This window comes from Leptolyngbya sp. FACHB-8, from assembly GCF_014695575.1.
Classification (GTDB): Bacteria; Cyanobacteriota; Cyanobacteriia; order Elainellales; family Elainellaceae; genus Vacuolonema.
On the sequence record NZ_JACJOO010000084.1, the window covers coordinates 156,536 to 170,294 of the forward strand.

11 protein-coding genes are annotated in these 13,759 nt (G+C 47.9%); 3 read left to right on the forward strand and 8 right to left on the reverse strand.

Annotated elements, in window-relative coordinates; genetic code table 11:
- Positions 1–1,520: 1,520 nt before the first annotated feature.
- Entirely contained in the window at positions 1,521–1,739 is a 219-nt protein-coding gene (locus H6F91_RS24080) for a bromodomain-containing protein (protein WP_190770919.1), read from the forward strand.
- 645 nt (positions 1,740–2,384) lie between these two features.
- Here the strand turns inward: H6F91_RS24080 and H6F91_RS24085 are convergent.
- Entirely contained in the window at positions 2,385–2,744 is a 360-nt protein-coding gene (locus tag H6F91_RS24085) for a hypothetical protein (protein WP_190770918.1), read from the reverse strand.
- A 1,416-nt stretch (positions 2,745–4,160) separates the two neighbouring features.
- On the opposite strand from H6F91_RS24085, the gene H6F91_RS24095 reads away from it, so the two are divergent.
- Complete coding sequence (locus tag H6F91_RS24095) at positions 4,161–4,379, forward strand: hypothetical protein (protein WP_190770916.1); 219 nt, start codon at positions 4,161–4,163, stop codon at positions 4,377–4,379.
- A 584-nt stretch (positions 4,380–4,963) separates the two neighbouring features.
- The gene (locus H6F91_RS24100; protein ID WP_190770915.1) at positions 4,964–5,218 is read left to right on the forward strand and encodes a hypothetical protein; all 255 of its coding nucleotides are present in this window, start codon (positions 4,964–4,966) and stop codon (positions 5,216–5,218) included.
- A 199-nt stretch (positions 5,219–5,417) separates the two neighbouring features.
- On the opposite strand, the gene H6F91_RS24105 is transcribed toward H6F91_RS24100, so the two are convergent.
- The 7 genes from H6F91_RS24105 to H6F91_RS24135 form a co-directional block, all read right to left on the reverse strand.
- Positions 5,418–5,714, reverse strand: coding sequence for a WGxxGxxG family protein (locus tag H6F91_RS24105; RefSeq protein WP_190770914.1), 297 nt, complete (start codon positions 5,712–5,714; stop codon positions 5,418–5,420).
- 439 nt (positions 5,715–6,153) lie between these two features.
- The gene (locus tag H6F91_RS24110; RefSeq protein WP_190770913.1) at positions 6,154–6,630 is read right to left on the reverse strand and encodes a shikimate kinase; all 477 of its coding nucleotides are present in this window, start codon (positions 6,628–6,630) and stop codon (positions 6,154–6,156) included.
- 149 nt (positions 6,631–6,779) lie between these two features.
- Positions 6,780–8,486, reverse strand: coding sequence for a hypothetical protein (locus H6F91_RS24115; protein ID WP_190770912.1), 1,707 nt, complete (start codon positions 8,484–8,486; stop codon positions 6,780–6,782).
- 182 nt (positions 8,487–8,668) lie between these two features.
- Positions 8,669–10,147 carry a calcium-binding protein gene (locus tag H6F91_RS28395; RefSeq protein WP_190770911.1) on the reverse strand — a complete coding sequence of 493 codons (1,479 nt, stop codon included), beginning with the start codon at positions 10,145–10,147 and terminating at the stop codon, positions 8,669–8,671.
- Between the two features lie 202 nt (positions 10,148–10,349).
- The gene (locus tag H6F91_RS24125) at positions 10,350–11,327 is read right to left on the reverse strand and encodes a leucine-rich repeat domain-containing protein (protein WP_190770910.1); all 978 of its coding nucleotides are present in this window, start codon (positions 11,325–11,327) and stop codon (positions 10,350–10,352) included.
- Between the two features lie 16 nt (positions 11,328–11,343).
- A complete protein-coding gene (locus H6F91_RS24130; RefSeq protein ID WP_190770909.1) occupies positions 11,344–11,934 on the reverse strand; it encodes a hypothetical protein in 591 nt (196 codons plus the stop codon).
- Between the two features lie 655 nt (positions 11,935–12,589).
- The gene (locus H6F91_RS24135; RefSeq protein ID WP_190770908.1) at positions 12,590–13,678 is read right to left on the reverse strand and encodes a class I SAM-dependent methyltransferase; all 1,089 of its coding nucleotides are present in this window, start codon (positions 13,676–13,678) and stop codon (positions 12,590–12,592) included.
- Positions 13,679–13,759: the final 81 nt, after the last annotated feature.

Genomic DNA, 13,759 nt, shown 5'->3' on the forward strand with positions numbered 1-13,759 from the left:
AAGGGCGTAGTGTTGGAAGGGTCGTGCTATAGGGTGAAGCCGCGATCGCACAAAAATCCTACGGTAATAAGAGAAAAACATTTGCGGCGAATATGCCAACAGAATTATGAGTCCACCGCCAGTTGCCTATATCCTGCTAGCTGCCGTCCTTATTTTCTTTACCATTGTTGGTGGCTATGGCTTCTATGCCTTGCATCATTCATACTAGTACGCTGAGGCAGAAATCCATCACCTATGTTTTGTGTGGGGTGCGAAGCACCCCACACAAAACATAGGTTGCGAACTTAGGCCGCAGCCTACTAGAAGCTGTTTCAAAGATTATTTTTCCTGCGTACTTCGTGCCCGAAACAATAATTTTTCCAGGCAGCTTTCAAACATGCTCTGGAGATGTCTAATACTCTTCCCATCAAGCTCATGCCTTCACTCCTGGTAGGGTTAGATGTTGATGGGATAAGGGGCTGCACTTCTTCAGTCTTTGTCGATCGCCTCTATTCCAAGACCCGGCTTCGTTCCAAGTTTTTTTCTTACTCTCCAGGATAGATTCTAAAAGTCGCAGGAGGCAGAAAGTGCTAGGACTCATGAGCTCACCACCCTTGATGGAACCGTAGGTCTACTCACAAATTGCAAAATCTGAACATTGCAAACCTCCTCCCCCTGCATCTAGCCGCATTGGATGCGGGTTTTTGTCTGGGGTCATGTTGCAAGTGTTGGATGAGATGTGGTGAAAGGAGCACTTCGTACCCCTTTCACCACATCTTATCCATACGTCTGAAAACTACCTGAGTTTGAGGACCGCTCTGGAATAGAAATAAAAAGCCAGAGGCTAACCTCTGGCTTGTGTTGGTTTTTCTTTGACCATTTGAGTCCGTGAGGAGAAGTGCGATTTTCAGGAGCCGATACTGGACACTATGGCGGGCGAGAGTTTCTTGAAGGCATCCCGCCAAGAACAATGGGGGTGAAGTTTTCCCTGCGCACGATTGCAAGGTCAAGGAGACCTGGTTAGACAGTTGCAATGTATCGAGGGAGAACTCTGTAGGAAGTACTGGTGTAGGAAAGCGTATGAAACTTTAGGTTTAGGGGGAGGGGGCAGGCAAGTCAATTGAGTGTTGTCATGGGTACCGCAATGTTTAAGGGAACGATCCTGGGGAAGCAGGTGGGTAGACAACGCCACGGTAGGGCAGGTTCATCGGTTCATCCTTGGTAACAGTAACAGTGAGTGGGGCTTGTTGGTTTGGCCTGTGGTCGACTGTACTCATAATCCCAGGTTCGCTTGATAAGCCTTGTGATTTACCTACCCAGGATTAAGTGAATCTCATCACATAATGTTGTGATCGCTATCACCGTTTCCGATCGCTTCTAAAGCAATGAGAACAAGTGCGCCGCATCTATTCTCCCTTTTTGTTCTAACTCGATTGGCTGTGAATCTACCACTGCAAGGTAACCAGGGATAGACGTCGATGTAGATGGTCTCTTTTAGGCTAGAGAAACTGAATAGCAGCCGTGATCCACGGCTTTTAACAATGGACTTCAAGTACCGATGGAAAAATGGTGCGCCTCCCAGTCGTGACCAAGCTGCCCAGGATGGCAATCTACTGGATGAAAGCCAGTTTGCAACTTCGGAAGATCATCGAATGGCTGAAGATATGGCAAGAAAGCATCTTAACGTTCCTGTTCAAACAGCCGATGCTGATATCCCACCTCTGCCACACGCTGCTCCGCCAGAAGAAGAGATTGGCTAACTTCGTAAACACCTATTAGCACCAAAGCCTAAAGCTCAATTTGCTATCGCTACAGAGCGGAAAGAAAGAGTTCTAATTTCCAGGTTTGGGTAGGTCTACTAAACGAGTATGTTCAGTTTTGCAAGTTCCCAAAGGGGGGTTTGAGCTTTTTGTGAAAACATAAGCCGAACTCTACTTTTAGGAAGATGTTTTGGTTGGGCGATCGCTGCGACACTACAGACATCGTCAGCTTAAGAGCGTACTAATGCCGCAGTTCGTCCTGCGGTTTTTTATTGGCGTCACATCAAGTGCTGCAATGTTGGCGATCGCGCTACATTACAACCTAAATATAACTGCTTCACATCCATTATGAAATCCTTTCCCTCCCCCTCTACAGCGGGGAGAGCATTTAGGCATTAAAGTATAAATGCCCGTCCTCAAACAAGGACGAGCATTTTGAGAAAATATATAGCCAGGATCTTTATGGGCGACCCTGTGATAGTCATAAGCAGCCTCTACATTTCTAGTATTGCTTATTGATGCTGTGCCCGCTTCAGCCACAAGGGATATCCTCTAAGTGCCAAAAGAGATAAGCAAGCTGTGCTTTAGGAAATAGCGTGGCACAATGCGTTTTAATATCCCATATTTCAGTGATTCACTTGGATGTTACTTCAAGTCAATGTTGATTTTTAGAACTACCTTTCCATCTTGAAACCAAATCAGAGCATGGGAACCACTACCATTTTGCCACTGAAATATTCGCAGATTGGAGATACCTGGAGCCGACGGATCTCGCTTCTCTAACTCGCCTCCAGGCTCCCCAACAATCGTATCCACCTGATTTACTGTCATCCCTGATTGAATACGGTTGTACTCATTTAGAGTAATGATTGGGTGTTTACCCGGAAACAAAAGAAAACTTGTAGTGGCAATAAGAGGCAGGAGCAGAAGCTTGATAAGACCAATATCCCAAAACCGAACGTTGATAGGGGCTATTTGAGAAGATGGTTTATCGTCGCTCTCCATAATGCGAACCCTTACCTATTTGTTCAGGAGCACTTTGAGCCGAATGATTGAACTGTGCACAAAAGGTACTGTTCAATCCTCCATCTTTTGGTCTGCTGTCTAGGGGCTTAAGCTTGTTTTGAAAATTGAACGGTTAGGAGAAGGTTATTCCATTTGGTTTCACGTTATAACCTCTAGCTCCTTGAGCAAATTTTTACTAGGGGGAAAGATGAACAGCTCTTGCCCCAAGGATTTTGCTTTCTGGTGCAACTCAATAGCAGCACTCAAAGGGTAAAACATGATTGGGATCCATCTGCCACTGTAGAAACAGACAACTACTAAATGAGTTGTGTATTTTTCAGATGGGAGAGGGTTATGCCATAAAGAAACCACAGTTTAAGTTTTATTTGTTTTTAGAAGGACAAAGATAAAAATCCCTACCTCACAATATCTGTTTTTTTGTAATAGCTTTTACACCATTTGGCATAAAAGCAACTGCTCTTCAAATTAGCGCATAGCTCATTTTCTTGTTCATCCACACAAGATCCTCACAGCTTGCGACCTAGAATTACTGCATTGCAATTCCAGGTAACCTATGAGCCGCGATCGCCTTCCCGCTACTGAGTATGTATGGAGCATCATTCCGGGTATACTTCAAAACCCGTTGAAGTTAAAGCAACCCACCCCTCACTCTAATCCGTTAGATCGCTCTAAATTTACAGCATCCGTTCCACTGTCCTAGAGCATGTTTTAAAGCTGGCTATAAAAGTTGTTTTTATGTGCTTCACACACACAAAAGAACAACTAAAACAGGATCTATCTGTAAAGCCACAATTTCAATTTCTACAGCTACATCTCTAGTGAATGTTTGAAATGGTAGTTTTTCGTGTTTACTACACGTGAAAATTTACATCTCAACCAGTGCCTTATCGATGCTGTTGCTCCTTCAACGCAGCCCGTCTTGTGGTCCCATGAAAATGCAAACTCATGAATCGTTTTCAACACACTCAGCGTATTGCCTTAGTGCGATAGTTTAATCGGCATTACGAGGCTTCCACTGCGATCGCCCGCTATGTTGCCCACCAGCCGACGCATGACCCTCACCTACAAAAACTCATTGGTTCCTGGCAATCTATCCAGCAGGAACGGATGCAGAGAAATTAAATCAATTTGAATGGGTACAACCCACTCGTTTCAGGGCTTACAGAAATCTGTTCTATCGAGTGCGTTCCTGTTAAACGGGTGTGTTTTACCACTCTTACCAAACAATAATGGTAAATCTGAATGTGTCGAAAGCGACCTCAAAAATATACCTCTTAAGACGTAACATAGAGGTTTTTCACTAGATTAAGATTCATGCATAGATATCATTCAGGTTTTTCGCTTTGTGATGGTGTTTCAAGCTTTGTCCCTTCTTTACTGTCTAGGAGTTGGACTGTGGAAGATCTGATGTGGTTGATTGTTTTGCCTCCCGCAGCTCGAGAAGCTGTTGGATATGTCGACTTTGATTTAATTTTGAGTGATACCCCCCGTCTTCCAAATGATGATGCTTACATGAGGGGATGGAATGAAGCGAAGGAGATTTCAATCACGACTCAATTTCGCAAACGCCAAATTTCTTGTGATCAGGAAGTAAGCATTGATGGCGGTAATTGAGGCGATCGCCCTTCTAACAGAATTACGGTTGTATCTGCCATTTTTCTCTGGGCACATTGGCAAGACAGACAGGGTGATCACTGCAAAACTGTGGGTAACACAATGTTAGTCGTAGCCAAGCTACTGCATTCCTGCCGCCTTTGCTGTTGCCTGGGCGGCTTTCCGTTGCTTCTTCACCTGTTTAAAGCACTTTGTGCTTGAATCAGCCACGCTTGTACCTTTCTCAGAACGGATTGAGACAATTGTTTTTGGAACTAAAAGCAAAAAGTAACGTCCCGAGATTCAGCGGCTTAATCGAACATCCAGTAGTGTTCTAGATAGGCGAAGGGAGTGTGGCAGAAGAGGCACGAAGTGACTATGTTCGAAACATGACCGGATATCCGTAGTACGGATGTAGAGGTTCGTTACAGTGCGATCGCCTCTCTCCGCAAGCTCACCGAGGGACTGAGGCAGTACTAAATAACTACCGTGTTCCTGCTGTTGGGGTAAACAAGACCTCGATGCGAGGATGTGAACAACCTTCACGGGAAGGCCAAGCACACCTGTTAAGACCATGATTTTTAGCGATGAGGAGGGAAAAGGTGATGTCAAATCTTGTTTTATCTGATTTACATAAGGCCTTATTATCCCGTTGCGACCTATGCAAAACTGAATCCACCCTCATGATTGATGCCCCGACTCAAGAAGTTGCAGATGGCTTGCTCGCCCTGCGCAACGAATGGATGGCATCGGGTTCCCAGTGTCGGGTTTTCTATCTTTACGTAAAAGGGAATTTAATGAGCGAGTTCAGCTTTATGAATAGGGGTATGAAGCCTTCTCCTATGGCCGCTGGCGTATAAATATTTGCTAACAAGAAACTCAAATCTTGTACCAAAACCTTCCTGATGGAAGGAAATTAGAATGGGCGGAAAGCTATGCTTTCCGCCCATTCTATACGTCCATTTGATATGAAATAGCGTTCCTATATTAGAACGTACGCGGTGCTCTGCATCGCGCACGTTCCGTGTTTAGGCTTGAGGGCTCAAGCCGAGTTTATGATTAGTAGTTCGTGCGATTAGGGTCGCGAGAAGTGGTTACAGTGGGCTCACGATAAACAGAGGTATCGTTGTCATGCTTCTTCTTACCAGCTAAACCAGCCAAACCGGCCAAACCCAGTAGACCCAGCCAATCCCAGGCTCCATCATTATCGTCGGTATCGGTATCTACAGTAGTTGTGGTATCTGCATCGGGAGCAGCTGCTTTCGCATTCAGGGCAGGAAGGGTTACTGCGCCAGCAGTAACGCTCAGGGCAATTACACCTACACTCAAAAACTTACGCAAATTCGTGGATTTCATAGTCGGCTCCTTCTATTTGAATCGCTACTTGAATCGCTACTATCAAACTGGATCAGCCATGGCTGCATCAGCCAAAGCTAAACGGGCGATCGATGTCTTATAGGTTTGTTATATTCCGAATGCACCGCTTCTTTAATCCTGCTAAGGTTCATATCCTTCTGCTCACTAAGGCAGAGCTACGCTAAGTTCTAGGTACTTACTTCAGGAACATAGGGACATAAAACCCAGTTGAGCCGTGATGTTTCTCCTATTTCCAGAATTCTGATACTGCCTCAAAGCAACAGCAGAATCAGGATTCTAAGTTTTGAGTCGTGTTCTGGATATAGTTCATTAGTTCGGACAGTTTTTCTGAAACCTTTGATTTTACGTGCGCTTCGCGCACGCAAAATCAAAGGTTTCAGAAAAACTGTCCAGAGTATTGATGGTTGTTGTGAGAGAACTAGAGCAGGGTTTGTATAGCGGCCAAAATTGCGTCTTCAGTTGCTGGTACGTCGTTATTAATCTCTAGGTCCCAGTCGTATACAACATTTGCAGCAATGCGGTTGTACTGTTCAACCTTGTCATCTGAAACTGGGATGTGATCCGCGCTATCACGATTTTTAACTCGTGTGAGACAGGTTTCAAGATCTGCATAAATCCGAATCATTTTGAGTGTATATTTCTTTGCCAGGACAGTGCGGAACCTTTCAAATTCTTCACCTGCTCCCAGGCTCTCAATCATCACTTGAGGATAATTCTTGAATGTCTCATCAATGATTTGTGCAACCTTCTGCCATCCATTCTCACCGGGTTGTAAACTTAGCCAGATAGGTTCAACCCGAATAAATTGAATTGTCGTACATCGACCAATGAGCGTTCCAATGTATGTTTTTCCTGCGCCTTTCGGGCCGATTAGCATATATAGAATTTGGCTCATAAGTTCTGCCTCCGATACCAGTGTTTACCTGGCCTGGAAAATTTCTGTAATAGCACGCTCAGTTTAAACCAGTCGTTATGTCCCACCTCAGAAGTCGCAGTTCCACAAGAACTGCGACTTCTTGTCACCCACTAGAGTTAGGCAAACGATTAACGTGAAGCCGTTAATGAGATATCGGCGTAGCGCCAAGCCTGCTCAAATTGAGCTTGCGCTTCTCGGGCCTCTTGGGTTCTGCCCTGAGCCTGTAAGCTTTGCGTCAAACCATACAGCGACCAACCATTGTCGGGATACTTCACTAAATCCTCCCGATAGACTTGTTCCGCTTCCATAGGGCGATTCGCTTGGAGTAGCACTGAGCCTAGAATTTGCCGCACAGGAGCATACCAGGGAGAAGGTTCATCGTACTTGAGGTTATCTTCCAACTCAATGCCCTGTTGGAGATGGGCGATCGCCCCCTCATAATCCCCCTGCTTAGCAGCCAGTTCTCCTGCTAATACAGCAGAACCAATCTGCAGAAGATGAGCGGTGGTGTTGATGTCCCAAATGGTGATGCCGTCCAGAGTGGGGTTAGTGGCGATCGCCTGCACAGTTTCCAATTCTTGAGCCGCTTCTTGAAGCTGACCTTTTGCGGTCAAAGCCATACCTCGAGCAAAATGCCAGACACCAGTAACGTAAGCCAGATCAGTGGCGGGAGCAGGGGTGGCAAGAATTTCATCCCACATTTCAAACCGGACATAGGTGTAGAGCGGAATTGCTGAATAGTGCTGCAAGGTACCAAATCCCGGCTGCCGCAGCAAATCTTGATTGACCAGAGCCGCTGTATCTTGAGCCGCTTGCAAAGCTACATCCCGCTGGCCTGACATGACAGCCGCATACCAGAGGAAGTGGTGGTTGTGGGGCACATAGGTAAAGGGATAAGCACTATCGGGATTGTGTTGTTGCACGTATGCGGCATCCGCAGCTGCAGCCAATTGATTAGCAACTACCGCGTCGTTATAGCGCCCAACACGGATGTAAATGTGCCCAGGCATGTGAATCAAGTGCCCCGTGTTGATGTTCAGATCTCGCAGGCGATCGGCCGCATCAGCAGCAAGGTCAGGACGTTTGGACTCCACTGCATGAATGTAGAGGTGGAGGGCTCCTGCATGGTCAGGATACCGCTGTAGAAGAGACTCCAGGGTAGCGATGATTTCAGCGCCTTCAGGCTTAGGCTCCCCATCTTCCTGCCAGTAATCCCAGGGCATTGTGTCCATGAGGGCTTCAGCAAATAGGGTTACGGCCTCGGGGTCATGGGGATAGCGCTGGGCTACTTGCCGCATGGCGTTGGCGTAGGCCAGGTTCAGGGCTGTGCGATCGCCCACCGGTTCAGGAGTATAGCGTTGAGCCAGGGCTTCAATGTAAGCATTCTCCTGCTCACTGGCGTAGGGGCTTCGCTCACGAGCCGCCTGGAGTGCTTCCCAGGCCGTTGGCACAGCACCGTCCTCCATGGCCGCGTTGATATTCGGTCCCAGAACATAAGCCATACCCCAATAGCACATCGCGCAGGTTGGATCGAGCTCAGCCGCCTGCTGAAAGGAGCGGAACGCTTCAGCGTGGTTAAAGCCATAGGCCAGCATCAGCCCCTGATCAAAATAGCGCTGGGTTAGAGGGTTGCGAGCCGAAATGGGATGGCTGTAGTTGCCGAGGTTATCGAATAGAGGGACTGTGGGCGTGGTGGATTGGGAAGCATCGGCTGCCGTTAAGGCTGCCTCAGTTGAGGTGGATGGTGTATGAGCCAGGGTTGTTCCTGACCATGCTGTGGTCGTGAATAGGGTTGCTGCGAGTAACAGGGGATAGAGCTTGGATGAATAGATCATGGGGGTTGTCCTCTAACGCATTAAGAAATGATGGGATTGGGGGGCAGAGGAAGCGATCGAAACGGGATGGCTTCCTCTGCGGGCAATGTCATGAATGTAGATAAGATGGCGCTTCTAAAGCGTTCCGTAATCGTTCTTGAATTGGCAAAGGAAAGGGGGCGATCGCCTGATAGTTGGCGTAACTAAACCACGACGGGAACGTTGACACCCGCCACCAAAAGCGTCGACATGGTCTTGAAGTCAGGGGTGTTCAGCTGAGAAACGCTGACGCCTTGTAGCAGGGCAAGCTGTTGACCATTGGCTTGAATCACTGTGCTGTTGCCTTGCTGAACAAATTGCAAGGCACCAAGGGAGAGGTTCCCTCTAAGCCCAATAAAGTCCTGCCCGTTGCGAAAATCCGTGATGATGTCAAAGCCATTACCCAGAACAAAGGTGTCACTGCCAATACCACCTGTCAGGCGATCGCGTCCCGCACCACCATCGAGCAAATCAGCCCCCGCATTACCCAATAGGCGATCGTTACCGACGCCACCAATCAGAATGTCATCTCCGGTTCCGCCCAGGAGCACGTCTCCACCCGCGCCACCGTCGATAATGTCATCCCCTGCACCACCGTTGGCGCGATCGCGGCCACCTTGTGCTATCAAAATTCCATTTTTGGCACCACCCTGCATTGGGTCGTTGCCGTTGCTGCCACGCACGACAGGAATGTCATTGGCCCGCAGAATAGCAGATTGATTACCCCGAATTTGGGGAGCGGCGGCAAACGTGTCATAGCTGACGCGGATGCCATTGTGGGTACCTTCTCCGTCATCACGAATGGTTTGACGAATGACCGCATTTTCTTTGCCAAAGAACCCGAAGCCCGTCTCTCCACGCACATCACGGGTGAGAGTATCGTAAGTGAATTCCAGGGCTGTGGTGCCGGTTTTACGGCTCAAGTCGAGGGGCGATCGCTCTTCATTGGGTAACACTTTGAACGCTGTTAATTTCACATCTACATTGCGCTGATCTGGGTCGACAGCAGCACTCAGGAAGATACCCTGATTGGGAGTGGGGCTAAAGGGGCGCGTTTCTTGAACTTGCCCATCGATCTCAGCCTGCACAATGATGGTGCCAGAGCTATTGAGGGGAATAATGCGCTCAATTTCAATGGTCAATCGGGCACTATTAATCACAGAGGCTTTGGGAATCAGCGTGTAGTCGATCGCCGAGGTATCAACCCGTTTAACAACTTCCAGGAAATAGGTACCTGGTTCCAGACGATCAAACTGGATGTCATCCGCCCCAGGCTCAAATGAGGAGCTGAGCAAATCATCAATACTGGCTCCTGCATTGATAGCTGAATTCGTCCGGCCATCATTATTGAAATCACGGATTAGACGAAATGATATGTTCTGTTCATTGTTAGATAGCATTCGGGCATCAAACCGCATTGGGCGATCGACTGTGAACGAGAATACATCGATTCCATCATTTGGGTTGATGTTGTTCGTACCGTTAACTCTGCCGACAATACCAACATTGCCATTAGGGTTATTACCAAGTAATGCTTCTGCGGTTCTCAAAGAACCATTGCGAGTTGATAGAACATTGTTTTGTTCCCGTTCACGAACTGTGGTTTGGGGATTCAGCAGTGCATCAAGAATTGCATTGGCCATGATTCAATTTCTCCTGGAGTTGTGAATAGTAAAGTGATAAGCCCGTGGAAAAGGCACGAGAAAACTATTGTTAAAGCAGCCTCTGCGGTCAGATACATCCGAAAGGCACGCTTGTACAAAGACTGTGCGCAGGGCACGATGCCGTAAGTGGGAAGACATGGGAAGGAAAGCCCTTACAGGACGAATGAGCGGGGGCTCAGCATCAAAAGGTGCAAATAGATGGGGGCTGTAGGGGGCACGTGCGATCGCGTAGCGGATTCGATGCCAGGTTTAGTTGAACCAGATTGCGTAATGCGGCGAGGGCGCTGGCATCACGAATTTGATTCGCTTCAAGATTGAGCCCTTTTAGATTGATTAAGGTCGTTAGGGGACGCACATCTACAATGCGATTGCGATTGAGACCCAGATCAATCAGGTGCGTTAGAGAAGATAATCCTTTCACATCCTGAATCTGGTTATCGTCTAAGCGCAGATAGGCCAGATTTGTCAGTGCGGATAGAAACAGGATATGACGCAGGTGTAGCTGTGACAGATCGAGGTACGTCAAACCGGTAAGAGTTGCCAGGGGCCGAAGATCGCGCAGGGGGTTATCGGCTAAGTCGAGACGGGTCAGGTGGGGCAACGCTGTGAGGGGAGCGATCGCACTCACACGAGCGCTATACAGGCTGAGGGTTTCTAACTGGGTTAAGGAGGCCAGGGGACGCAGGTCAGCGATGGGTTGTTCACTCAAAGCTAAAAGCTTTAGATGAGATAGCCCTGCCAGAGGGCGAATGTCACAAATGCGGTTGTAGCTGAGAAAGAGCGTTTCGAGCTGGGTTAAGGCTGCCAGTGGACGCAAATTTTCAATCAGATTGCCGTTTAAATTAAGAACAACCAGGTTGGGCAAGGTGGAGAGTGGCTGGATATCCTCTACGTCACGATTGCTGAGATCCAGTTCTGTTAGATGGACCAGAATATCGTTAGCTTGAGTGCAATTTGAAGTTCTAGCCCCAATATCTAATAGCAACTCAACAGTATGTCTTGCTGGCGGGGAGAGGATGTCTTTGCGAAGGCACCATTGTTCAAAAGTCGTAGGGCGTATTCCTGCCTCTGGAACAGCCCGCGAGCGATCGGCATTGGCAAGCATGATTATGAGCGTCAGAGTAATAGCCAGAAGCCCCAGAAATCGATGGAACTTCATGATAAGTTGGTCTGAATTACTGGGTTGATACCGTTTCTTGTGCTTCCTGTAAGCTTTGAATAATGTGCTCTACTTCAGCTTCATGCTCGACAAAGGTCTGTTCGGGACCCGCTACAAAAATGCCATGGTAATAGCCAGGCGTTTCCACGGATAACGAATAGGTTGCTAAGCGTTGCCCCGAGACTGTACCGACAGTGCGGTAAAGAACAGCCGGATGACCATTCACGGTAATTTGCTTACCATTCTCAAGAATTTCGGGTTCCGAGAAGGGGGCTGTGCCTGCGGTCAGGGCTGCTTGTGCATGGGCTTCAGGGGTAATGGCGGGGAAATCGGCTTTGGCGATCGATCGCACGCCCAGTTGCAAAAGCTCCGAACGTTTGCCGACCAGCAGCGACCACTGTTCCTTGTCTGCCTCTGTCCAAATATCTTGCCAGCCATCAGGTACGGTGAGTTTCACAACTCCATCCTTACTGGTCTGGATTGTGGTTCTGGCTTCGGCTGTCGCACTTGAACCCAAGCCTCCATCAGTAGAGGACAGACTTCCGGAGCAACCCGCTAACAGAAGGGTAAGAACAAGAAAATGGGTAGCAACATAGTGCAGTTTCATGATGAATCTCCTGGGAAAATGGAAAAGTTTGTCGGGGATGGGATGGCAAAACATCATCCGTGAAGAATCACCATCGTTTTGTCACAACAAGAGCGGCTAAATTGCTGAAGCTTAGGAACCCGGTTTTTCAGAAACACTGGGTTTCTGGACTTGTGCTTCAACAAATGAAGTTGGGCAATGAAGCTGGGCATATTACAAAAGCCTGCTTTTGGATTGGGAACCAGTCAAGAAATCGGAACCGATGACAGTAGGCGTTGATGCAGATGAAGCCTGAGCTTGATCCTGTACCCGAGCAGAAAATTTTTGAGTTGAGAAGAGAGACAAGGAATCTCTGTCAGCACGCTGTAATCGTGCTGCAAGCGAACATAACGTACACATGAGTTTATGCCTGGGATTAAGCTTGAGTTGGAGCTTCCATCAGTAAAATATCGCCTGTGTAATGAATGAGTGGATGGGGAACAACCTGAGCCGATCCATCACGATAAATCCATGACGGAGATATAAGTTAAGTGCCCTTGTATTTTGCCAAAACACAATCAACTCAGTTTTGAGAAATCACTTTCTACAACTTGTTAATGAGCGATCGCATAATCATCGCCAAGCGCTGCTGGACGAAATACCACTTTCATTACAACGGTCATCTTTTTACCTTCGTTTAGGATTTCCGAATGATGTAGTAATCGTTCTGAAAGTCATGAGCAAGCTGTTTAATTTCAACGTGCTTAAAACCAGCATCTGCCAACATTTGCAGGGCTTTTTCTGTACCCCACATCGTCCCTAAGCCCATACCTCCATAGGCTAGAGAAACCGTCATACAATGCATACAAGAAATGGTATAAAGCAGGGGAGCGATCGGATGTTCCAGATTCCCGGCAACATCTGTAGATGCGTGAATATCCTGCATCAGGTAAACGCCATCGGGACGCAGGGCTTTGCAGATGTTTTGCAGTACCACATCAGGTTTTGCCTGGTCATGAATAGCATCGAACGTCGTGATCCAATCGTAGCGATCGCACTCCTCCAGGGCTGCTGCATCTTTGACTTGAAACTGAATATTGTTCAGCTTCCGCATTCGTGCTTCGGCATTGGCCGTGGCGATCGCTTCCCCTGAAAAGTCGTAACCCGTGAAGCGGCTATTGGGAAATACTTCCGCAAGTTTGTTTAATGCCCGTCCGCAACCGCAACCCAGATCGAGCACATCAATGCCCCGATGCAACGCTTCAGTAAGGCCGGGAATCAGCGGTAATACATGATCAAAGAGAGCAGATACGACGCTTTGTCCACTGTCCTCTGCCATGACTGCATGGAAGCGCTTGTACTCCGAGTAGGGAACACCACCACCTTTGTAGAAACAGTCAATAATTTGTTCTTCTACGCCTCCTAACAGGGGGATGTACTGGGCAAAAACCGCCACATTGTCAGAGGCGACTGCACGGGTCAGGAAAGCGGCATGTTCGGCGGGTAGGCTGTAGGTTTTAGCGATCGCATCATATTCCACCATCCGACCGGTCACCATGGCACCAAGCCACTCCCGCACGTAGCGTTCGTTCAGCCCGGCAGCATCAGCGATTTGCTGGCTGGTCGAGGGTGGCAGCTCTGCCATCGTGTCGAATAGCTCGGTGCGGTGTCCGATGGAGACCATCAGGGCAAGCGCACCACTGTTGAGAATGCTCAGCATTTGTTCAGCAAATGCCTCAGCTTTACTAGAGTCGAATTCAGTTGGGTTAATCATTTGAGCTGTCATGGCTTCTCCTAAGTCGTAGATCCTGGTTGGTTTTCTGGTATCTGTCCTTAAGTTAGCGATCGCCCCGTTCCTAAACCGTTC